The sequence below is a fragment of the Pseudomonas sp. GW821-FHT01A09 genome, from assembly GCF_058986725.1.
Map to the genome: position 1 here is coordinate 1 of NZ_JBYSWB010000036.1, position 25,111 is coordinate 25,111.

10 protein-coding genes and 1 rRNA gene are annotated in these 25,111 nt (G+C 63.0%); 4 read left to right on the forward strand and 7 right to left on the reverse strand.

Features of this window, described 5'->3' with window-relative positions; genetic code table 11:
• From rrf to lapD, 3 genes are all read left to right on the forward strand, one after another.
• Positions 1–75: ribosomal RNA gene (rrf, locus tag AC3WJP_RS26450) — 5S ribosomal RNA — on the forward strand; the annotation flags it as partial.
• 224 nt (positions 76–299) lie between these two features.
• Positions 300–965 carry a cysteine protease LapG gene (gene lapG, locus AC3WJP_RS26455; RefSeq protein ID WP_493724424.1) on the forward strand — a complete coding sequence of 222 codons (666 nt, stop codon included), beginning with the start codon at positions 300–302 and terminating at the stop codon, positions 963–965.
• 12 nt (positions 966–977) lie between these two features.
• Complete coding sequence (gene lapD, locus AC3WJP_RS26460) at positions 978–2,924, forward strand: cyclic di-GMP receptor LapD (protein WP_493724415.1); 1,947 nt, start codon at positions 978–980, stop codon at positions 2,922–2,924.
• A gap of 106 nt (positions 2,925–3,030) precedes the next feature.
• On the opposite strand, the gene AC3WJP_RS26465 is transcribed toward lapD, so the two are convergent.
• The 7 genes from AC3WJP_RS26465 to AC3WJP_RS26495 form a co-directional block, all read right to left on the reverse strand.
• Positions 3,031–3,891: an ABC transporter permease gene (locus AC3WJP_RS26465; RefSeq protein WP_493724416.1), complete on the reverse strand. Its 861-nt coding sequence runs from the start codon at positions 3,889–3,891 to the stop codon at positions 3,031–3,033.
• A gap of 16 nt (positions 3,892–3,907) precedes the next feature.
• On the reverse strand, positions 3,908–4,771 hold the full coding sequence (locus tag AC3WJP_RS26470) for an ABC transporter ATP-binding protein (protein WP_493724417.1): 864 nt from the start codon (positions 4,769–4,771) through the stop codon (positions 3,908–3,910).
• Between the two features lie 6 nt (positions 4,772–4,777).
• Positions 4,778–5,797 (reverse strand): ABC transporter substrate-binding protein, encoded by a 1,020-nt coding sequence (locus AC3WJP_RS26475; protein WP_493724418.1) that lies wholly within the window; start codon positions 5,795–5,797, stop codon positions 4,778–4,780.
• A 76-nt stretch (positions 5,798–5,873) separates the two neighbouring features.
• Positions 5,874–6,770 (reverse strand): TauD/TfdA dioxygenase family protein, encoded by an 897-nt coding sequence (locus AC3WJP_RS26480; RefSeq protein ID WP_493724419.1) that lies wholly within the window; start codon positions 6,768–6,770, stop codon positions 5,874–5,876.
• A 239-nt stretch (positions 6,771–7,009) separates the two neighbouring features.
• On the reverse strand, positions 7,010–8,368 hold the full coding sequence (locus AC3WJP_RS26485; protein WP_493724420.1) for an HlyD family type I secretion periplasmic adaptor subunit: 1,359 nt from the start codon (positions 8,366–8,368) through the stop codon (positions 7,010–7,012).
• Complete coding sequence (locus AC3WJP_RS26490; protein ID WP_493724421.1) at positions 8,358–10,511, reverse strand: type I secretion system permease/ATPase; 2,154 nt, start codon at positions 10,509–10,511, stop codon at positions 8,358–8,360. The genes AC3WJP_RS26485 and AC3WJP_RS26490 overlap by 11 nt, the downstream gene beginning before the upstream one ends.
• 45 nt (positions 10,512–10,556) lie before the next feature.
• The gene (locus AC3WJP_RS26495) at positions 10,557–11,909 is read right to left on the reverse strand and encodes a TolC family outer membrane protein (RefSeq protein ID WP_493724422.1); all 1,353 of its coding nucleotides are present in this window, start codon (positions 11,907–11,909) and stop codon (positions 10,557–10,559) included.
• Between the two features lie 343 nt (positions 11,910–12,252).
• Here AC3WJP_RS26495 and AC3WJP_RS26500 point away from each other — a divergent pair, with 343 nt between their 5' ends.
• Positions 12,253–25,056 carry a retention module-containing protein gene (locus AC3WJP_RS26500; RefSeq protein ID WP_493735699.1) on the forward strand — a complete coding sequence of 4,268 codons (12,804 nt, stop codon included), beginning with the start codon at positions 12,253–12,255 and terminating at the stop codon, positions 25,054–25,056.
• Positions 25,057–25,111 lie beyond the last annotated feature (55 nt).

Consider the following 25,111-nt stretch of genomic DNA (forward strand, 5'->3'; position numbering starts at 1 on the left):
GAACTCAGCAGTGAAACGATGCATCGCCGATGGTAGTGTGGGGCTTCCCCATGTGAGAGTAGGTCATCGTCAAGATTCATTCCGAAACCCCCGTCTGCCAACGCAGGCGGGGGTTTTGTCTTTCTGGCGACCGTCAGGCCTAAAGCTCGCGCCCACTACAGCCGATAGTGGTAAGTAGAACGACACTAGAGTGATTGCAGGGTGCCATTGTCTTTTACCCGACGACCCTGCACCATGCCGTTCCTGATCCCTGCTTTCTCGGACTGATTGCATTGGCGAGCCGTATTAACCTGCGCTGGATGCTGCGCCGCCTTGGGCTCGCCGTGCTGCTCGGCACACTGCTGCTCGGTGGGTTGCAGGCCGATTGGGACTTCTCCCTGATCAGTCGCCGTGCCGAAGCTCTATATGGGCCGCTAGGACAGGGCAAGGAGCGCATCGATGCCTGGCAGAAGCTCCTGGCTACGCAGAAGCAGTTGAGCGAAGTACAGCGTTTGCAGGTAGTGAACCTCTTCTTCAACCACCAGATTCGCTACGCTGAAGACATCGACGTCTGGCATGTGGACGATTATTGGGCGACCCCCATCGAGGCCTTGTGGAAAGGCGCCGGCGACTGCGAGGACTACGCCATCGCCAAGTACTTCAGCCTCCGCCACCTGGGGATCCCCAGCGACAAATTGCGCATCACCTACGTCAAGGCCTTGCAGCAGAACCGTGCGCACATGGTACTGACCTACTATTCCAGCCCCACCGCCATGCCGCTGGTACTCGACAGCCTGATGGACGATATCAAGTTCGCCAACCAGCGCCCGGACCTGTTGCCGGTCTACTCCTTCAATGCCGAAGGTTTATGGCTGACCGGTGCCGCGGGTGATAAAAAGGTCGGTGATGCCAAGCGCCTGTCCCGCTGGCAGGATGTGCTGAAGAAGATGACCGCAGAGGGCTTCCCCGTTGAACCCGAAAATTAATCAGGAGCACTGATGTCTCTGTTCAAACAATTGCTCATCGCCATTTGCCTGTTCCTGATTGTCGCCTTCAGTGGCAGCTTCATGGTCAGCCTGGAGAGCTCGCGCGCTCAGTACGTCAACCAGTTGCGCTCTCACGCCCAGGACGCCGCCACGGCTCTGGCCCTGTCGCTGACGCCCAATATCGATGACCCGGCCATGGTCGAGCTGATGGTCAGCTCGATCTTCGACAGCGGTTACTACGCTGACATCAAGGTAATCGACCTGAGCAACAACAAGACCATGGCCGAGCGGCATGCCGAACCCGGCGAAGGCGGGGTCCCCCACTGGTTCGTCAAACTCATCGGCCTCGATCCGGCCGGCGGCGACGCTATCGTCAGCCGCGGCTGGCAGCAGGCCGCGCGCGTCGAGGTGGTCAGCCATCCGATGTTCGCCCTCGCCAAGCTGTGGGACAGCGCCCTGGGCAGCCTCGGCTGGCTGTTGCTGTGCGGCGCCGTCAGTGCGGTGCTGGGGGCCTTGCTGCTGCGTCGCCAGCTCAAGCCGCTGGACTACATGGTCGAGCAATCCCACGCCATCGCCCGGCGTGAATTCCTCAGCCTGCAGGAATTGCCGCGCACGCCGGAACTGGCCCGCGTGGTACAGGCCATGAATCAGATGGTCGAGAAGCTCAAGGCGCTGTTTCGCGAGGAAAGCGAACGCAGCGAGAAGCTGCGCATCGAGTCCTATCAGGACGGCCTCACCGGCCTGGCCAACCGCCGCTATTTCGACATGCAGCTCACCGCCCACGTCAGCAATATCGAAGAGGCCCGTGCGGGGTACCTGCTGTTGCTGCGCGTCACCGACCTGGCCGGGCTCAACCAGCGCCTCGGCGGCCAGCGCACCGACGAGTTGATCAAGGCCGTCGGCGAGCATCTGTCCCGCGCCTGCGCCAAATACCCGGAAACCCAGAATTTGGTCGCCCGCAGCCGCGGTGGCGAGTTCGCCGTACTGGCTCCAGGCATGGTCCGCGCCGAGGCCCGGCAGTTCGCGCAACTGGTGGATGCTTCGCTCACCAGCCTGCACGAGACCGGCGCTACCGACATGGCGCGCGTGGCCTCCCTGGGGCTGGCACCCTACAACCCTGGCGATTCGATCCAGGAACTGCTGACACTGGCGGATCAGGCCCTGTCTCAGGCCGAGGCGCAGGGCGACAGCAACTGGGTATGCCTGGCCCAGGACAGCCTGCCGGCGGTCATCGAAGACCATCACGCCTGGCACAGCCTCCTGGATCACGCCCTGGAGCACGGCCGTTTCGACCTGTACTTCCAGCCGGTGGTCGACAGCCTTGACCCGCAGCAGGTCATGCACCACAAGGTGATGTCGCGTCTGCGTGACGGCAAGGGCGGCACGGTTGCCGCTGGCCGCTTCCTGCCCTGGATCGAACGCTTCGGCTGGTCGGCGCGCCTGGACCGCATGATGATCGAGCTGGTGTTCAAGCACCTCCAAGAGCACGATCACGCAGTCGCGCTGAACCTGTCTGGCGCTACCCTGGCCGACCCGCATGCGCTCAACCGCGTCTATGATCTGCTGGCCCACTATCCCGCCCTGGGCAAGCGTCTGACGCTGGAAGTGGGCGAAGAACAGGTGCCCGAGCAAGCAGCGCTCGAGCAGATCACCAAACGCCTGCGCAGCCTAGGCTACAGCCTGAGCTTGCAGCGCTTCGGGGGGCGCTTCAGCATGATCGGCAACCTCGCCAACCTGGGCCTGGCGTACCTGAAGATCGATGGCAGCTACATCCGCGCCATCGACGAGGAAAGCCACAAGCGCCTGTTCATCGAAGCCATCCAGCGCGCGGCGCACAGCATCGACCTGCCGCTGATTGCCGAGCGCGTGGAGACGGAAGGGGAGATGCAGGTGATCCGCGAGATGGGTATCCAGGGTGTACAGGGCCGCCTGATCGGCGAGCCTGCACCCTGGCAGTGAGAGACCGCGTCGCCTGCTTCGCTAGCAAGTTACATTCCCACAGCGTGAATCAATCCTGTGGGAGCACAGCTTGCTGGCGAAGAGGCCAGCAAGGTCAACGCGCTGATCAGCGCTGCATACCCCAACGCTTCACAGTGATGCGTTCCAAGGTAGCGAACACCAGGTTCTCCACCAGCAACCCGATCAGTATCACCACCGCCAGCCCGGCGAACACCTTGTCGGTGTACAGCTCGTTACGGTTCTGGAAGATATACCACCCCAGCCCGCCCTTGCCGCCCGTGGCACCGAACACCAACTCGGCCGCCACCAGCGTGCGCCAGGCGAATGCCCAGCCGATCTTCAGCCCCGACAGAATCGACGGCAGCGCCGCCGGCACCAGGATCAACGCGACGAAACGCACACCCTTCAGGCCATAGTTGCGACCGGCCATGCGCAGCGTATCGGATACCCCGAGAAAGCCCGTATAGGTGTTCAGCGCCATGGTCCACAGCACCGAGTGCACCAGCACGAAAATCAGGCTGTTATCGCCCAGACCGAACCACAGCAGCGCCAATGGCAGCAAGGCAATGGCGGGCAGCGGGTTGAACATCGACGTCAGCGTGCCCAGCAGGTCGCGCCCGAACTGGGTCGACACCGCCAGCGTAGTCAAACCGAACGCCAGCACGATGCCAACCAGATAGCCCTTGATCAGCACCACCAGCGACACGGCCACCTTGGCCGGCAGCTCGCCGCTCCACATACCCTCGGCCAGGGCTTTGGCTGTCTGCAGGAAGCTCGGCAGCAGCAGGTCGTTGTCGGTGTAGCGTGCGGCGATCTCCCAGGCGATGGCCAGCAGCACCAGGATCAGGCTCTTGCGCAGCCAGGCCTGTTGCCACAAGCGCTGCCAGAAGCTGATCTCGCGTTCCAGGGCAACGCCGCTCAGTGGCTCCAGAACGATCTCGTATTCCTGTCTCAGGGGATGGGTCATGGTCAGGTCTCCCCTGTCAGTAAGCGATACGGATGTCGGCGAAGTTCTCGATGGTTTCCGGCGCGGGGGCCTGATCCTCATCGAACAGCAGCCGGTGAATGCGTCGAGCGGTGGCCTGAAAGCCATCTCCGCCCAGGCTGTGCATGTTGTACTGGTGGCTGTGGACCTCGGCGCGCACGCGGCCGGGATGGGGCGACAGCAGCAGAATGCGATTGCCCACCACCAGCGCCTCTTCGATCGAGTGCGTCACGAACAGCAGGGTGAAACGCACCTCTTCCCACAACAGCAGCAGCTCCTCCTGCATCTTGCGCCGGGTCAGGGCGTCCAGTGCGGCGAAGGGCTCGTCCATCAGCAGGATCTTGGGTTGCATGGCCAAAGCCCGGGCAATGGCGACCCGGGCCTTCATGCCGCCCGACAGCGTGTGCGGATAGGCATCGGCAAAGCCGCCCAGGCCGACCTTGTCGAGATAATGCAGAGCGCGTTCTTCGGCTTCCTTGCGCTTGAGGGTGCGCGAAGCGAGGAGGGGGAACATGACGTTCTGCTTGACCGTCTTCCACGGCGGCAGCTGGTCGAATTCCTGAAACACCACGATGCGGTCCGGGCCGGGCCCGTCGACGCGCTGGCCGTCGAGGCTGATCTGGCCTTCGGTCGGGGTGAGAAAGCCACCCACTGCCTTGAGCAAGGTCGACTTGCCGCAGCCCGAGGGGCCGAGCAGCACGAAACGATCGCTGCGGTCGACCTCGAAGCTGACCTGGTGAGTGGCCTGCACCACACTGTGAGCAGTGCGGTATTGCAGGCTGACGTTGTCGACTTGCAACAGCGCTTGCGTGCTGGTGCCTGGCGCGATGCTGGCCTCGTGGCCTTGCACAGGTGCGTTCATGACGGATCAGCTCCCCTGCAGCGGTTTGTCGTCCTGGAAGAAGTAGTCTTTCCAGGATTCAGGCTTGTTCTTGATCGCGCCGATGCGGTACATGAACTCGGCCAGCGGGTAAGTGCCTTTAGGCGTGATGCTGAACTCGAACTGCGGGTTGTCGATGATCTTCAGCAGCGCGGCGCGGTCGATCTTGGCGCCGGTCACGCGGATGTAAGTATCCGCGGCTGCGGACTTGTCTTTCTGGGCGAAGTCGGCGGCTTCGGAGAGCGCCTCGACGAAGGCTTTGTAGGTCTTGGGATTCTTCTCGCGGAATTTCTCGGTGGCGAACAGTACGGTCGGCGAGTTCGGCCCCAGCAGATCGTTGGTGTTGAGCACCACATGCACGTTGGGGTTGGCCAGTTCCTGGTCCTGGAACGGCGGATTGGAGAAGTGGCCCGACAGCTCGGTGCCGCCGGCGATCAGCGCGGCACTGGCGTCCGGGTGTGGCAGGGCGATGGTGTACTTGTCCAGGCGATCGTATTCCTTGTCGCCCCATTGCTTGGCGGCAGCGTATTGCAGGAAGCGCGACTGTACCGAGACGCCTACGGCCGGCACGGCAATGCGGTCCTTCTCGGTGAAGTCGGCGATGGTCTTGACGTCAGGGTTGTTGCTCAGCAGGTAGTAAGGGAAGTTGCCCAGCGAGGCCACGGCCTTGACGTTCTGGCGGCCGTGGGTGCGGTCCCAGATGGTCAGCAGCGGGCCGACGCCGGCACCGGCGATATCGATCGAACCGGACAGCAGCGCATCGTTGACCGCCGAGCCCCCGGACAGCTGCATCCAGTCGACCTTGATGTCGATGCCTTCCTGCTTGCCGTACTTCTCGATCAGGTGCTGGTCACGCACGACGTTGAGCAGCAGGTAGACGATGCCGAACTGCTCGGCGATGCGGATTTCACCCTCGGCCTGCGCGGCCGCGGGCGCCACCAGGCTGCCGGCTACCAGGCTGACACCCAGGCCGATGGTCGCTGCCAGGCGATTGATACGTTTGAACATGGTTAGCTCCTGAACGGGACAACCCCGGCATGCAGGCCGGGGTAAAAAAGAATGAGGAATGCTCGAGGGTCGCGAATCAGAACGGCGCGTCGCCCTGGATGGTGGTGCGAAACAGCTTGCGCCGCATATGGCTCGGGCAGCCCGCCGCCAGGTGGATCAGCGAACGGTTGTCCCAGAACACCATGTCACCGTCCTGCCACTGATGGCGGTGGATGTTTTCCGGCTTCACGCTGTGGGCATACAGTTCGCTGAGGATCTGCTGGCTCTCGTCTTCCGGCAGGCCGACGATATTGGTGGTGAAGCCCTCGCTGACGAACAGCGCATTGCGGCCGGTTTCCGGGTGGGTGCGCACGATCGGGTGGTCGACGATCTTCACCTGAGCCAGTTGCTCTGGGGTCAAGGTGGGGCGCCAGTTGCCTTCGAATTTGGTCTCGCTGTAACGCGCCGTGTAGGAATGTGACGCTTTACGTCCCTCGATGGCCTTGCGCAGTGCGTCCGGCAGGCCGTCGTAGGCCTTGTGCATATCGGCGAACAGCGTGTCGCCGCCTTCGGCAGGCAGCTCCTGGGCATACAGCATCGAGCCCAGGCTCGGCAGTTCTTTATAAGAGAGGTCGGAGTGCCAGAATTTGCCGGCATCGCCCAGGCCGATGGATTGGCCGTTCTCGATGATGTTCGAGACGATGAGGATTTCCGGGTGGTTGGCCAGCAGGAACTGCTTGAGCACGTGGATCTGCAACACGCCGAAGCGGCGGCTGAAGTCGATCTGTTGCTGCGGCGTGATTTGCAGCCCGCGGAATACCACCACGTGATAGTCGAGGTGGGCGCGATGAATGCGCGCGAAGTCCTGATCGCTGACCGGCAGACTCAAGTCCAGGCCAATGACCTCGGCGCCGACGTTGCCGGCCAGGGGGCGGATTTCAAACGCTTGCTGCGCGCCTTGGAAGGCTGGCGCAACCACAGAAGCCGAAGACATGATCATTCTCCAAAAACTTGCGCGACCCGGGGCAAGGTACGCTACGTGAGGAGAACTATAACGATCTAAAAAATGGAAAATAAATACCGATTGGCGCTAAGCATAAAACCAAAAACCACCGTCCGCCCAATGTAGAGAGGGGGCTTGCCCCCGAAAAATGGCGAATCAGACCTCATTGCCGGGGCTGATACCTCTTTCGGGGGCAAGCCCCCTCACTACAGGGTTGATACAGCGGTGTTCTAGCGCTCGTGCAGCGCCTCGGCCCGAGCCCTGATGATCGGCTTGAGCAGATAGCTCAGCACGCTCTTCTTGCCGGTGATGATATCCACCGACGCCACCATCCCGGGGATGATCAGCAGCGGCTTGTCGTCTGTGCCCAGGTGGCTCTTCTCGGTACGCAAGGTGATCACGTAGTAGGTGTTCTTCTTGTCTTCGTCCTGGATGGTGTCGGCGCCGATCTGCTCCAGCTTGGCCTTCAGACCACCGTAGATGGTGTAGTCATAGGCGCTGAACTTGACCACCGCTTCCTGGCCCGGGTGCAGGAAGGCGATGTCCTGCGGACGAATGCGCGCCTCCACCAGCAAGGTGTCGTCCAGCGGCACCACTTCCACCAGGTCGCTGCCCGGCTGGATCACGCCGCCGACGGTGTTCACCAGCAGTTGCTTGATGATGCCGCGCACGGGTGAGGTAACCATGGTCCGGCTGACCCGATCTTCCAGGCCCTTGGACGTGGCCTGAGCCTTGTTGAGGTTGGTGCGCGCTTCGTTGAGCTGAGTGAGGGCGTCGCTACGGAACTTGCCGCGGGTCTCGTCGATCTTGCGCTGCACCTCGTTGATGGCCGCCTGGGCGCGCGGAATCGCCAGCCCGGTGGAGTCCATCTGCCCGCGGGTTTCGACTTCCGAGCGCTTGAGCCGCAGCATCTCTACCGGCGACACCGCGCCCTGGGCGACCAGCGGCTCGGACATGCCGATCTCCTGGCGCAGCAGGCCAAGGCTGTTACGGTATTGCTCCTGCTTGGACTGGTATTCACGCAGTTCTTGCTGGCGCTGCACCAACTGCTGTTGCAGCCCGCCGATTTCGTCGCCCAGTTGCTGGCGGCGGCTCTGGTACAGCGACTCTTCGTCGGCCGTCTGCTTGGGCGCACGCTGGCGCACGTCGTTCGTGAAGTTCAGCGGCCGGCCATCGACCTCGGCGCTCAGGCGCTCGACCCGCAGCTCGGCGGCCACGCGGTCGGCATCGGTCTCGCCGACGTTGGACTTGAAGCGCGTGTCGTCGAGGCGAATGAGTGGCGCGCCGGCGTCGACGATCTCGCCTTCGTGCACATAGATCTGCGCAACGATACCGCCCTCCAGGTTCTGGATCTTCTGGATCTTGGAGGAGGGGATGGCCTTGCCTTCACCCTTGGTCACTTCATCGACCACGGCGAAGTGCGCCCACAGCACCAGGAAGGTAAAGAAGGCGATCACCGCCCAGATGGTCAGGCGCACGATGCGCGGGGCGTCATCGATGAGTGCCTTGTTGACCTCGGGCATCGGCTGGCCTTCGAGCGAAGGCTTGCCCTTGAAATAGGCGCCAAAACCATCGGACTTAAGCAACATTGATCTGCCCCTTCTTCAGTGCTTCCATGACGGCGGCTTTCGGGCCGTCGGCAACGATTTGCCCGCGGTCGATCACCAACAGGCGGTCGACCAGCGACAGCAGCGAAGCACGGTGGGTAACGAGGACGACGGTCTTGTGTTCGACCACGGCCTGCAAACGCGCCTTAAGGCGCTCCTCGCCGGTGTTGTCCATGGCGCTGGTGGGTTCGTCCAGCAGCAGAATCGGCGGGTTAAGCAGCAATGCCCGCGCCAGGGCGACGTTCTGCCGCTGGCCGCCGGAGAGGTTCTGGCCACGTTCGCCGACTTGCAGCTCGTAGCCTTGCGGATGCAGCCGGGCGAATTCATGCACGCCCGACAACTCCGCCGCCTGCAGCACCTGCTCGTCCTCGACGTAGCGCGCCCCGGTCACCAGGTTGTCGCGCAGGGTGCCGGCCAGCAGTTGAATATCCTGCGGCACGTAACCGATGTTGTGGCGCAGCTCGCTGATGTCTATCTGGCGCACATCGACGCCATCCACCAGCAATTCGCCGCTGTCGGCTTCGTACAGGCCGACGATCAGCTTGGCCAGCGAGCTCTTGCCCGAGCCGCTGCGGCCAATGATGCCGATGCGTTCGCCCGGACGGATCGACAGATTGAGGCCGCGCAGCGCCTGGTTCTGTTGATTCGGGTAGGTGAAGTCGAGGTTGCGGAATTCGATGCCGCCCTGCAGCACCTGACGGCTCATGGGGCGCTCGTCGAAGTTGCGCTCCTGGGGCAGGTCCATCATCTGGTTGATCGAGACCATCGTCACCTTGGCTTGCTGGTAACGGGTCAGCAGGCCCGACAACTGGCTTAGCGGCGTCAGGGCGCGGGTATTGAGCATGTAGCAGGCAATCAGGCCGCCCATGCTGAGGTTGCCGGCGATGATCTGGAACACGCCGAAGCAGATCAGCACCACACCAGCGAGTTGCTGGATCAGGAAGGTCAGGTTCATGGCCAGGCCCGACAGAACCTTGACGCGCAATTCCAGGCGACTCATGGTGCCGATCGTCTGCTCCCAGTGATACTGGCGCTCGCTTTCGGCGTTATTGACCTTGATGCCGTCGAGCCCCGACAAGGTTTCGATGACGCTTGATTGACGCTCGGCCCCCAGCGCCATGGTGCGCTGCAGGGTTTCGGTGAGCGGCTTTTGCAGGAAATGGCCGATGCCCAAGGCGAGCGGGAAGGCCACCACCGGAATCCACACCAGATTGCCGCCCAGAATGCCGATCACCAGCAGAATCAGCAGGGTGAAGGGCAAGTCGATCAGGCTGGTCAGGGTCAGCGACGTCAAAAAGTCGCGCATGCCCTGGAATTCATGAATGTTCTGCGCATAGCTGCCGACCCGCGCAGGGCGGAACTTCATCGACATGCCGACGATGCGCTCGAACAGCGTGGCGGAGATGATCAGGTCGGTTTTCTTGCCGGCCAGATCCAGGCAAAGACTGCGCATGCCCTTGAGCAGCAGGTCGAACAGGTAGGCGCCACTGATGCCGATCGCCAGCACGAACAGCGTCGAGGTGGCCTGGTTGGGCACCACGCGGTCGTACACGTTCATCACGAACAGCGGAGCGGCCATGGCGATGATGTTGATGATCAGGCTGGCGGCGATCGCGTCTATATAGAGCCAGCGCGAGCGCTTGAGGGTGTCCTTGAACCAGGATTTGGCGCGGGGGATGAGCGAGCCGTGGGTAACGTCGAATTTGTGTTGCGGCTGCGCGAAAAATACCCGACCGCTGTAGTCCTCGATCAGTAACGCGCGGTCGACGTGTACTTCGCCGCCGTCACTTTCCGACAACAAGAGGCGCGCAGTGTCGCCTTCCCAGCCGAGCAAGGTGGCGCAACGACCGTCGCGCAACAGCAGCAGGGCAGGCAGGGCAATTGAAGGGATCTGCTCGAGCTTGCGCACCAGCAACCGGCCCTGCAGCCCCGCGCGCGAGGCGGCGCGGTTCAGCAGGTCGGGGCTCAAGCGCTGATCGGGCAGCGGCAGACCAGTGGTCAGCATCGCCCGGCTCGCAGGCTTCTGATGCAGGTAGCAGAGCGTCAGCAGACCATCGAGTAACGGATCGTCGTGCTGGCTGCGTGGATCATGACTGAGTTGAACTCGACTGGCTTCTGATTCCACGCTGCACTCTCACTTGAACGGTTAGCTAGCTGATTCCGTCAAGAATCAGTTCATGCCCGGCAGTTTTACTGTCGGTTTCGTTTCGTTTTGCACAACTGATGCCATCGGCGCCACAACGCCCTCACTTTGCAGCAGTTGGCCCATCACGGCCTTGATGCGGTACTGGCTGAAGTCCTTGAGGTTCTGGACTTCGGCTACGCGACGCTCGGCGGTGAAGGTTTCGTTTTCGCTGTCCAGCAAGTCCAGCAGGGTACGTTCACCCAGGCTGAACTGCTGCTGGTAAGCGGTGCGCACACGGTTGCTGCGCTCGGCGTAGGACTTGGCGATCGGCAACTGCTGGTTGGCGTTGTTGTAGGCGTTCCAGGCCAGGCCCAGTTCTTCGTTCAACTGACGCAGGGCGTTGTTGCGAATATCCAGCGCCTGGTTGGACAGGTACGACTTGGACTCCAGGTCCGCCTTGTTGGCGCCACCGGAGTACAGGTTGAAGCTCATGCGAACCATGGCCTGCCAGCCGTTGTAGTGGCCGTTCTCGCCGCTGACGTTGTTGTCGGCGTTCTTCTCGAGTTCAGCGGTGAATCGCGGATAGAAGGCCGACTGGGCCGAGGAGTACTGCTTCTCGGTAGCGGAGATGTCGGCTTCGGCAGAGCGCAGGACCGGGCTGTTTTCGACCAGTTGATGGCGAGCCTCGTCCAGGGATGCCGGCATCTGCGCGAATGGTGCTGGAGCACTCAGTTGGTCGGCCGGTGTGCCTACGGCGCTCAGGTAGTTGGTTTCGGCATCGGTCAGGTTGGTCTGTTCGGTGATCAGGTTGTTGCGGGCCTGGGCCAGACGCGCATCGGCCTGGTCGAGGTCGGCGGTACGGCCGACGCCACGGGAGGTGCGCAGCTGGATCTGATCGTAGATGCGCTGGTGGTTGTCGAGGTTCAACTGAGCCAGGCGCACGTATTCACGACGAACCAGCACGTCCAGATAGACCTGGGCCACGTTCAGCGCTGTCCGCTCGCTGGTGCCGAGCAAGGAATAGGCGCGGGAATTGACGGTGGCTTGTTGACGCCCGACTTCGTTCTGCGTCGCAAAACCGTCGAATATCATTTGAGTGAGTCGGACGCTTGATTCACCCCGATTGAGGGTGGTGTTGCCATCACGGCCGGTTTCGGCACGGGTGGTGGGGGTGTCGGAACCCTCGCGGCCATAACCTGCCAGTACGTCAACCTTCGGCAAGTAGCCACCTTTTGCCGCTCGCAATTGGTAGTCGGCCGCAATGCGCGCGTTGACACCCGCCTGGATCTCTGGATGGACCTCAATCGCCTGTTGCATGGCTTCTGGCAGGGTTTGTGCTTGAGCGTAGCCGGCCGCCAGAGCAAAGGGGATGGCGGTGAAAAGGATGTTCGCGCGCATGAATGGTTACTTCCCGAAGACGACGTGTGCACCCCCGGGAAAAGCCCGTAGGGATTTGTAATTGGCAACCTTGCAACCCGTATATCGGATATCCCAAGCGGAACTTGATCACGAATTTTGGAGGCCGGTAATGCCACTTAAATATCAATGTGACATTACGCGGCGGATTGTTTAGGATGGCGCGACGAAGGTCAATAGATTGTCACGAAGTTAATTGGGTAGAAATACCGACAATGTTTTGACGTCATTAAATTTCATACCCTTAGCATCGCTCATTGAAGAAACGACAAGAAATGTCGATAAGTTCACAGAGCAAACAGAACGGCACCCCCGGAGAGTCCCAATGAGCAGTGTTGTTGCCATCGTCAAAAGCATTGTTGGTCAAGTCATTGCAATTTCCCCTGAAGGGATCAAGCGCGTACTCGTCGAGGGCGACCATCTGCTCGCCGGTGAGCGCATCGAGACCGGGGCCTCGGGTGCCGTATCGCTGCAATTGGCCGATGGCCGGGTGCTGGACGTTGGTCGTGACAGCCAGTGGAGCGCGGCCAACCCGCAGATCAGCACGCAAGTCGGTGAGGGTGAGCAGGTCGCGGCCACGCACGCGCCTTCGGCCGCCGAGTTGCAGCAAGCCATCGCTGACGGCGTCGACCCGACCAAAGCCTTCGAAGCGCCGGCAGCCGGCGTGACCCAGGTCACTGATGTCGGCCCTGGCGGCGAAGCCGGTGGTGGCCATTCCTTCGTGGTGCTGGATGCCACCGGGGCGACCGTGGCGCCGACTATCGGCTTCAATACCGCTGGCCTGGAAAATGGCGCGGCTGCCGGTACCGAGCAGACCGACGCACTGCCGCTGCGTGCCTCGACCCTGACCCTGAGCGCGACCAGTTCGGTGGCCGAGACCGGCGGCGTGGTGACCTACACCGCTACCCTGACCCAGGCCCCGGTAAGCCCGCTGACCATCACCCTGTCCAACGGCCAGGTGATCACCATCGCTGCGGGTCAGCTGACCGGCTCGGTCAACGTCACCTTCGCCGATACCAACGATGCCTACATCGATGCGCACACCGTTGCCGTGACCGTGACCGGCACCACTGGCGGTCAGGGTCTGGTGCTCACCACCGACCCGACCCCGGCCACCACCCTGGTCACCGATACCATCGACCCGACTCAAGTCACCATCACTGCACCGGCCGGCACCGTGACCGAAGGCAGCTCGGTGACCTACACCATCAGCGTCGCCAATGCGCCGCAGACCAACCTGGTGCTGACCCTGTCCGATGGCAACACCGTAACCATCGCCGCGGGCAAGACCTCGGTCGATTACACCGTCAATGTCGGTGACGCCAACCATGGCGGCCGTGGCGATGACATCTATGCTCAAGGCACGACTTCCACCACCTTGACCGTCACCGGTGTTGCCAATGGCGCCGATGGCAACCTGGAATCGGTGGTGACGACCGGCGCCACGGTCACTACCTCGATCGTCGATAACGCCACCCCGACCCAGATTGGTTTCAGCGACCACACCGCCTCCGTCAACGAAGGCTCGGCCGCCACTTACACCGTCAACGTACCGACTACCACCGCGCCGCTGACCCTGACGCTGAGCTACAGCGGCACCGCCATTCCCGGCACCGCTGGCGCTGGCAATACCGACGTCACCCCAGGCGGCAGCAACGTCACTTTCAGCAACATCGTGACCAACGCCGAAACCGGCATCACCACCGCTACCGTCACGGTCGTGCTGCCGGCCGGGCAGAACAGTTTCACCCTCGGCACTCTGACCGACAGCCAGCTCGAAGGCACCGAAGGCCTGACCCTGACGCTGACCGGCGTCACCGGTGGCGGTCTGGAAAACCCGACCGTCGATGGCGCGCTGAGCACCGTCAGCACCGATATCGTTGATCAGACCGTGCCGACGGCCACCGGCACTGGCGGCAATGCGACTACGGGCGCGGGCGGCGACTCGGTGGTCGGTTCCGAAGACACGCCGATCAACCTGAGCTGGAGCAACTTCAACGTCCAGCAGGCCGCTGCGGGCGAGACGCCGGATCTGGGCGTCAGGATCACCAGCATCCCGAACGGCACCTTGGTGCTGACGGTCAATGGTGTTTCGACCACCGTTGCCGCTGGCGACATCATCACCAAAGCCGAACTCGACAACGGCACGCTGGTGTTCACCCCGGCCGCCAACGCCGCCAGCAGCGGAACCGGCGCGGGCAGCGTGCAGGACCTGTACGGCGCGATCGACTTCCAGCCGGTCAACAACGCCACTTCCGCCAACCCGCTGGTGGGTGCTCAGGCCAGCATCGGCCTGGTGATCAATGCGGTGGCCGATACGCCGACGCTGACCGCGCCCGGCACCGTCAGCGGCGCTGAAGATACGCCGATCGCCATCACCGGCGTCAGCACCGCACTGGTCGACACCGACGGCTCGGAAACCCTGACCACCACAGTCAGCGGCTTGCCTGCCGGTTCGGTCATCACCTACCAGAACGCTGCCGGCGTCACCATCACCAAGCCGGTGGCCGCCGACGGCGCTACCACGGACATCACCGACGCCAACCTGGCGACCTTGGCCGTGACGCCGCCGCTGAACTACAACAGCCAGGTGAACGGTGACATCCAGCTGACCATCAGCTCGTACACCACTGAAAGCAGCAACGGCGCGACCTCCACCCCGAATACCCAGACCGTCACTCTGGTAGTGACGCCGGTCAACGACGCGCCGACTATCGCCGCGCCGACCGCTCAGACCACCGCCGAAGACACCCCGCTGACCTTCTCGTCCGCCAATGGCAACGCCATTACGGTGGCCGACGTGGACTCTGGCACCAGCCCGATCAAGGTCGACGTGACCGTTTCGGGCGGCACCCTGGTGCTGACCGACGGCACCACCAGCACCACTAACAACGGTGTCGTGACCCTGACCGGCACCCCGGCGCAGATCAACGCCCAGCTGGAAGGCGCGACCTTCACGCCGACCCTGAACGCGAACGACACCAACGGTTCTACCGCTGGCCTGTCGATCACCGTCAACGACCAAGGCAACACCGGTGCCGGTGGCGCGCTGTCGGCTACTCAGCCCATCAGCATCGACGTCACCCCGGTCAACGATGCGCCGACCATCAGCGCACCGACCAGCCAGACCGTCGCCGAAGACACCCCGCTGACCTTCTCGGCAGCCAATGGCAACGCCATTACCGTGGCTGACGTGGACTCCGGCACCAGCCCGATCAAGGTCGATGTGACCGTTTCGGGCGGCACCCTGGTGCTGACCGACGGCACCACCAGCACGACCACCAATGGTGTGGTCACGCTGACCGGCACCCCGGCGCAGATCAACGCGCAGCTGGAAGGCGCGACCTTCACGCCGACCCTGAACGCGAACGACACCAACGGCTCCACTGCGGGCCTGTCGATCACGGTCAACGACCAAGGCAACACCGGTGCCGGCGGCGCGCTGTCGGCTACTCAGCCCATCAGCATCGACGTCACCCCGGTCAACGACGCGCCAGTCGCCAACAACGACATCGGCACCACGATCACCGGCAGCCTGCAAGGTAACTACTACGGTTATCAGGAAGGCACCGATGGCCCTAACCTGGGCACCATTCAGCAAGCGCTGAGCTTCATCGGCTCACACTCGGCGAACGCCAGCTTCTCGTCGACCAACGTCAATTACGGTGGCTCGTACGCTGCGCAAACCTTCAGCGACAACCTGGGCACCACCTCCAACCTGGGCAAGTTCCTGGGGACTGACGCCAGCTCGCTGACCTACGCCAACGGCACCACCCAGACCACCACCTCGGACGCCATCGTCGAGCTGACCGGCAAGGTGACCATGGCCGCCGGCGATTACTCGCTGCGCATCACCGCGGACGACGGCTATGTGGTGTACATCGATGGCAAGCAAGTGGCTGCCGTCGACGCCAATCAGCCATCAACGACCGACGACTTCAAATTCTCGATCGCCACCAGCGGCGCGCACGACATCCAGATCGTCTATTGGGATCAGGGCACCTTCGCCCAGCTCACTGTCGAAGTGGCGCCTGTTACCGCTGGCGTCGTCGGCGCTTACGGCGTGCTGGGTCAAACCGACACCGCCGCGCTGGCGCATGACACCCTGACCACCCTCGAAGATCAGCCGCTGGTGATCAAGGCCGCGACCCTGCTGGCCAACGACACCGACGTCGATGGCGACACGCTGACCATCAACAGCCTGCAAGGCACCGATGGCAAAACACCTTCCGCGGTGAAGGATGCCGATGGCAAAGTCGTGGGCACTGTGGTGCTGGATGGCAACGGCGATGTGATCTTCACCCCGGCCAAGGACATCAATGGCCTGGTGACTTTCAGCTACACCGTGACCGACGGCCAGGCGACTTCCAACACCGCGATCGTCACGGTCAACGTGGTGGCGGTCAACGATGCGCCGACCATCAGCGCACCGCTCAGCCAGACCATCGCCGAAGACACCCCGCTGACCTTCTCGACGGCCAATGGCAACGCCATCACCGTGGCCGACGTGGACTCGAGCACCAGCCCGATCAAGGTCGACGTGACGGCTACCGGCGGTATCCTGATTCTGGCTGACGGCACCTCAAGTGCCACCAACAACGGCGTGGTGACGCTGACGGGCACCCCGGCTCAGATCAACGCCCAACTGCAAGGCGCGACCTTCACGCCGACCCTGAACGCGAACGACAACAACGGCTCTACCGCTGGCCTGACGGTCTCGGTCAATGACCAAGGCAACACCGGTATCGGCGGCGCGCTGACGACCACTCAAGCGATCAGCATCGACGTCACCCCGGTCAACGACGCGCCGACCATCAGCGCACCGGCTTCGCAGACTATTGCCGAAGACACTCCGCTGACCTTCTCATCCGCCAATGGCAACGCTATTACAGTGGCTGACGTGGACTCCAGCACCACCCCGATCAAGGTCGACGTGACCGTTTCGGGCGGCACCCTGGTGCTGACCGACGGCACCACCAGCACCACTAACAACGGTGTCGTGACCCTGACCGGCACCCCGGCGCAGATCAACGCGCAGCTGGAAGGCGCCACCTTCACGCCAACACTGAACGCGAACGATACCAACGGCTCCACCGCTGGCCTGTCGATCACCGTCAACGACCAAGGCAACACCGGCGCCGGCGGCGCGCTGTCGGCTACTCAGCCCATCAGCATCGACGTCACCCCGGTCAACGATGCGCCGACCATCAGCGCACCAACCAGCCAGACCGTCGCCGAAGACACCCCGCTGACCTTCTCGGCAGCCAATGGCAACGCCATTACCGTGGCTGACGTGGACTCCGGCACCAGCCCGATCAAAGTCGACGTGACCGTTTCGGGCGGCACCCTGGTGCTGACCGACGGCACCACCAGCACCACTAACAACGGTGTCGTGACCCTGACCGGCACCCCGGCGCAGATCAACGCCCAGCTGGAAGGCGCGACCTTCACGCCGACCCTGAACGCGAACGACACCAACGGTTCTACCGCCGGCCTGTCGATCACCGTCAACGACCAAGGCAACACCGGTGCCGGCGGCGCGCTGTTGGCTACGCAGCCCATCACCATCGACGTCACCCCGGTCAACGATGCGCCCACCATCAGCGCACCGACCAGCCAGACCGTCGCCGAAGACACCCCGCTGACCTTCTCGGCAGCCAATGGCAACGCTATTACTGTGGCTGACGTGGATTCCGGCACTAGCCCGATCAAAGTCGACGTGACCGTTTCGGGCGGCACCCTGGTGCTGACCGACGGCACCACCAGCACGACCACCAATGGTGTGGTCACGCTGACCGGCACCCCGGCGCAGATCAACGCTCAGCTGGAGGGCGCGACCTTCACGCCGACCCTGAACGCTAACGACACCAACGGTTCTACCGCCGGCCTGTCGATCACCGTCAACGACCAAGGCAACACCGGTGCCGGCGGCGCGCTGTCAGCTACTCAGCCCATCAGCATCAATGTCACCCCGGTCGACGACGCGCCGACCATCGCGGCGCCGACCACTGCAGTGAACACCGCTGAAGACACCCCACTGGTGTTCTCGCAAGCCAACGGCAACGCGATCAGCATCGGTGATGTCGATGCCGGCAACAGCAACGTGACGATCACCATCGACGTGACCGGCGGCACCCTGGCGCTGAACGGCAACGTTGGCACCACTTCGCCAGACGGCACGCAGGTGACCCTGACCGGTACCCTGACCCAGATCAACGCGGCACTGGAAGGCGCCAAGTTCACTCCGGCCCCGGACTCGAACAACAGCACCACCCCGGCCAATCTGTCGATCACCGTCGACGACCTGGGTAACAGCGGCGCGCTGCCAGCGGGCGCTACCAGTCTGACCACCACGCAATTGGTCAAGATCAACGTGACCCCGGTCAACGATGCGCCAGTGGTTGGCGTCACCGACCGTAGCGCGGCTTTCGTTGAAGATCAGGGCGGCGTCGCGCTGGTCAAAGGCTTCACCGTCACCGACGTCGACAACAACATTGCCGGCAAGCAGATCCACACGGCCACCGTGACCCTGAGCCAGTACGATGCAGCGACTGGCGACAGCCTGACGTCGAGCAAATTCACCGGCTCGATCAACACCACGGGCGCCGTGACCAGCACCACCTACGCCGGTGTGACTTACACCGCGTCGGTCGATGCCACCACCGGCAAGCTGACCATCGTCTTCACCGGCGATGCCAACCGCGCCGACTACGCCGAGCTGGTCAACTCTTTGACCTTCAACAGCACCAATCAGGGCCTGACTGCGGGCTCGCGCGACGTGACCGTCACTGTGACCGACACCGGCGAGAACAACGCTGGTTTGATGGCGCAATCGGCGACCGTCAACAGCACGCTGAGCATCACTCCAGTAGACGACGCGCCGACCATCAACATCGTCAGCACCAGCCCGGTCACCGAGCACGCTGCCACTGTTGGCCAGACTGTCGCGACCTACACCACCGCCGACCCGGACGGCCCGCTGCCGACTGTGACCTTGACCAACAACTCCAATGGTTACTACGCCCTGGGCGCCAACAACACCGTCACCCTGACCCAAGCCGGTCTGGACGCGGTCAACGCTGGCAAGGCGCTGCCTGACGTCAGCCTGCACGCCGCCGACGCGAGCGTACCGACCACGCTGTTCGCTGATGCGACTGCGCCGATCGCCGTCAACTACGCCAACCAGGCGCCGGTTGTCACAGACGCACAGGCCATCACCTACACCGAGAACGACGCCAATACGCCGATCTTCCTGACCAGTGGCAACACCACTGCGGGCAGCCTGAGCATCGTTGACACTGACAGCAGCGGCACCCTGCAGGGCGCGAAAATCGTCCTGACCAACGTGCAGAGCGGCGATCAGTTCACCTCGACCTTGACCAACGGCAACCTGGGCAGCAGCGGTTCGATCGCCGTCAACGGCACAACCATCGGCTACCAGATCACCACCGCCACCGTCGCCGGCAAACTGGTTGCCACCGTGACCCTGAACGGCACGACCAGCATCCAGAACTACGAAGCTGTCCTGAACTCGATCAAGTTCTCGGTACCGGGCGATGCCCCGAACACCGCGGCTCGCTCGGTGGATATCTCCGTGCAGGACACCGGCTCTGTCGGCCAATCGGGCACCGACGCGACCTGGTCGAACGTGGCACACACCGACATCACCGTGGTGAACACCCCGGACGCGCCGACCATCAGCATCGTCAGCACCAACCCGGTCACCGAGCACTCCGCCACTGTCGGCCAGACCGTCGCGACCTACACCATAGCCGACCCGGACGGCCCGCTGCCGACCGTGACGCTGACCAACGATCCGAACCATTACTACGCCCTGGGCGCCAACAACACCGTCACCCTGACCCAAGCCGGTCTGGACGCGGTCAACGCTGGCAAGGCACTGCCCGACGTCAGCCTGCACGCCGCCGACGCGAGCGTACCGGCCACGCTGTTCGCTGATGCAACTGCGCCGATCGCCGTCAACTACGCCAACCAGGCGCCGGTTGTCACCGACGCACAGGCCATCACCTACACCGAGAACGACGCCAATACGCCGATCTTCCTGACCAGTGGCAACACCACTGCGGGTAGCCTGAGCATCGTTGACACTGACAGCAGCGGCACCCTGAAAGCGGCCAGCATCGTGCTGACCAACTTCCAGAGCGGTGACACCTTCACCTCGAGCTACCTGACCGGTCCGCTGAGCACCTCGGGTTCATTCGCGATCGATGGCAAGACCATCGGTTACACCGTCACGCCAGGCACCAATGCTGCAGGTCTGGCCACTTCCACTGTGACACTCAGTGGCGTGGCAACGGTGGCGGAGTATCAGGCACTGCTGAACTCGATCAAGTTCTCGGCACCTGGCGACAATCCAAGCGCTGCACCGCGCTCGGTTGACATCAGCGTTACCGATACCGGCACCGCTGCGTTGAATGGTTCGGACGCGAAGACCTCGGTCGTAGCCCATACCGATGTCACCGTGGTCCCTGTCAACGACGCGCCTGTGGCCGTCAATGACGGTGCACTGGTCGGCGGCCTGACCGGCAAGTACTACGGCTACGCCGAGACCAGCGCCAACGGCAACCTCGGCACCATCGCCAAGGCACTGGCTTACATCGCCTCGCATCAGGCTGACGCGTCGTTCACCTCGACGTCGGTCAACTACGGTGGTACCGCGTTCAGTAATGACCTCGGCCACAGCGGCAACCTGAGTTCGTTCCTGGGTTCGGACAGCCGTTCGCTGACCTACGCCAACGGCACGGCCACGCAGACCACCACCAGTGACGCGATCATCGAGTTGAGCGGGCAGGTCAACCTGAAAGCCGCCACCTACTCGCTGCAAATCTCGGCAGACGATGGCTACAGCGTCTATATCGACGGCAAGCAGGTCGCTGCGGTCGACAAGAACCAGTCCGCGACCACCAACGCGTTCCAGTTCACGGTCGCCACGGCCGGCGCGCACGATATCCAGATCGTCTACTGGGATCAGGGCGGTTACGCGAAGCTGCAAGCGAGCCTGGCCACGGTCACCGGCAACAAAGTGGGTGACTACACGGTGCTCGGCACTGTCGACGCCCCCGTGACCCACGCCACGTTCAGCACGCTGGAAGACCAGCCTCTGGTCATCACCCCGGCAACCTTGCTGGCCAACGACACCGACGTCGACACCCCGCACGATCAACTGACCGTGGTGGGCCTGCAAGGCGTCAGCCTGGCGGACGCCGCGCACCTGCCGGCCAACGTCTACGCGACCGGCACGACCACCGTGATCGGCACCGTCGGCATCAACTCGCTCGGCAACGTCGTATTCACCCCGGCCAAGGACTACAACGGCCAGGCGAGCTTCACCTACACCATCAGCGATGGTCAGGGTGGCACCAGCACCGCGACGGTCAGCCTTGACGTCATCGCCGTCAGCGATGCGCCGACTCTGGATCTGAGCCCGAGCAACACCACCACCGCAGACACCACGGCCAGCTTCACCGAGAAGGCCGGCGCCGTGGCGATCGCCCCTGCGGGTCTGATCACCGATCCAGACAGCGCCAACATGAGCGGTGCTACCGTCACCCTGACCAACGCCAAGGCGTCCGACGTCCTCAGCGTCGGCAACTCGACGGCGACTTCGGGAACCACCAACGGCATCGCCTGGACCATCGTCGGCACCCCGGCTACCGGTACTGCCACCAGCATCGCCGTCAACCTGACCGGTGCGGCGAGCAAGTCGGCCTACCAGGCGCTGATCGATTCGATCACCTTCAACAACACCAGCACCAACCCGGACACCACGTCGCGCTCGGTGACTGTGGTAGTGAAGGACGATGACGGCCTGACGTCGAACACCGCGACCTCGGTCATTTCCGTCGCTGCGGTCAACGATGCTCCGACCGCAGCCAGCAGCACTGTCACCGGTACCGAAGGCACCGCTACGGCCATCGCCTGGTCGACCTTTGGTGTTGCAGACGTCGACAGCGCTACGACGAGCCTGGGTATCGTGTTCACGGCGTTGCCTGCGCACGGCACCCTCCAGTACCAGAACGCCGCCGGCGCCTGGGTAACGCTGACCACTGCCGATCTGAAGACCTCGAGTTCCACCGGTACGGTGTTCACATCGGCCAGCCATCTGCAGTTCGTCACCGACGCGAGCACCGATGCCAGCAACAGCAAGGCGACCACCGGTACCACGGGCAATCAGGGTCACGACTATGCGACGCTGAGCTTCCAGGCGACCGACGGCAACACCGCCACCAACAATGGCTACAGCGCGACTCAGACCGTCACGCTAGATGTCACTGCCGTGGCCAACGGTGTCACCCTGGGCGTCACTACGCCGACCTACCAGTCGACCGACCTGACGTACAAAACCTGGAACAGCGCCATCACCAACAGCAGCACCGCGGGCTGGGGCCTGGGCACCAACGGCAACGGCGCCGCCACGGCGACGCTGATTGCCAACATCAATGCGCACCAGTCGACCACGCCGACCACCGCGGGCACGCTGACCAACATCAGCGCCAGCAACGTGGATGCCGGTACGGCGACCAAGGCCAGCGGCCTGGTGTATCTGGAAGCGGGCAAGACCTACACCTTCAGCGGTACCGCGGACGACAGCTTCGCGGTCACCATCGGCGGCAAGGTCGTGGCGACCGAAACCTGGTCCAGCGGTTCGGCGATCGTCAGCAGCAGCTTCACGCCGGCAACTTCGGGCTTCTACACCCTGGGCATCTACCACTTCAACCAGAGCGGTCCGGGCAACTACAACCTGAACGTTTCGGTCAATGGCGCGACCGCCACCAGCTTGTCGGCCAGCGGCCTGGTCGCTTACGAAAGCGTGGCGGATGCACAGGCCCACGGCGTGACCCTGTCGGCGCTCAATGGCACCAACGGCGAAGGCGTCTACACCGCTTCGACCGTCAACCATGGCCTGGAAGGCACGATCATCAAGCTGAGCAGCATCACGGCCAACCTGGTCGACAGTGATGGTTCGGAAACCAAGGTGGTCACGCTCAGCGGCCTGCCTGCCGGCTCGTCCATCACCGACGTCAACGGCAACGTGCTGGCCAGCGTGGTCAACGGCACGGCGACGGTCAGCAGCCTCGATCTGACCCAGCTGTACCTGAAGACGGCCGTCGGCAGCTTCGGCAGCTACGCGGTCACGGTCAGCGCCTACTCCAAGGAGAGCGACACCGCCGTTGCACCTTCGGCGACCAGCACCGCGACCTTCACCGTGGTGGTCGACCACAAGGCACCGAGCGTCGATCTCGACAGTAACGACAGCACTGCGTCGGCCAACGACTATGTGACCAGCTACGCAACGCCGGGTACCGCGATCTCGATCGCCGATACCGACATCAGCGTGGGCGTCACCGATGCCACCAACACGCTGAAAAGCGCGACCGTCACGCTGCAGAACTTCACCGCTGGTGACAGCTTCACGGCGACCGGCCTGCCAGCGGGCATCGTCGCCACTGTCACCACCAGTGCCAGCGCTACCGACAAGATCATCACCTTCACGAGCACCAGCGGCTCGGCTTCGGCGGCTGACTTCCAGGCAGCCATCCAGGCGGTCAAGTACAGCAACAACGGCTACGACAGCGGCGCGGCCACTGCCAGCACCCGTACCGTGACCGTGTCCGTGGATGACGGCACTACTGCCAGCAACCATGTGTCGCAAGTCGCGACCACCACCATCAACGTGGCGGCAGAGACCTACACTACCCAGACGGGCGCGGCGGGTACCGACGATCTGTATGCCACCAGCAGCGCCAATACCATCATGGTGGGCGATGTCAGTGGCACCCAGCCGGTCAAGGGCGCGAGCTACAACCTGGCGTTCATCGTCGACACTTCCGGGTCGATGGGCGACACGGTTGCGGGCACCGGCAAAAGTGCACTCGCCAACGCGATTGCTCAGCTGACTCAGGTGTTCAACGATCTCAAGAACAGCTTGACCGGCGACCATGCCGGTACGGTGAACGTGTTCCTGGAGAACTTCAGCACCAACGTGGGCACCACCGTCAGCGTCAACCTGGCGGATGCCAATGCGCTGAACACGTTGATCAACAAAATGTCGACCTACTCGGCCACCGGTCGCACCGATTACGAAGCAGCATTCCAGTCGGCCAATGCCTGGTTCGCGACGCACACCGCCACTAACGGTGTGACCAACCTGACCTACTTCATCACCGACGGCACGCCTAACGAGTATCTGTCGTCCAACGGCACACCAGTGCAAGGCAGCCTCGCCGCTGCAGTGAACGCGGCGTCCGACGACTTCGCCACGCTCAAAAGTGCGTCCACCGTGTACGCCATCGGTTTGGGCGGCAGTGTCGATAGCAACACGTTGGCCAAGTTCGACAGCGATGGCGTGGTTCAGAACAACGTCAGCGCCAAGGACCTGGCAGCCGCCATCCACAGCACCACAGCCCCCGTACCGGCGGGTGATGACACCGTGGTCGGCTCGACGGGCAACGACATTCTGTTCGGCGACACGGTAACCTTCACGCCAACCAGCGGCAGCGTGGTGGAGGGCGCGGAAGCACTGCGAGCCTATGTGACCTCGGCGACGCACAGCAGCACCAGCGTCACTGATGAAGTGTTGCACCAGTACATCACCAATCACATCAGCGAGTTCAACGGTTCCGTCGCGACTACGGGCGGGACCCTCACTGTGGCGACCACGGGTGGTAACGACACCCTGTTGGGCGGTGATGGCAACGACATCATCTTTGGTCAGGGCGGCGGCGACACCCTTCAAGGCGGTGCCGGCAACGACATCCTGCTGCCGGGTTCGGGTAACAACACCATGTGGGGCGGTACTGGCGCCGACACCTTCATGTGGCTCAAAGGCGACACCGGTACCAACGTGATCAAGGATTTCAGCACCACCGAAGGCGATAAACTCGACCTGAGCGACCTGCTGCAGACTGCGACCGTTACCAACATCGCCGACTACATCAAGGCAACGACCGACAGCTCGGGCACAACCCTGAGCATCAATACCTCAGGCAAGATCGCCACGGCTGCGGCGGATGTCACCATCCACGTCGATAACGTGAGCTGGAGCAACGACACCATCAAGTCGCTGGTAGCCGGCAGCGATCCGACCATCAAGGTCGATCACCACTGATAGACCCGAAACCGCTCGCCCCGTCAAAGGGGCGGGTGGCGCCGGTTGCCGTACC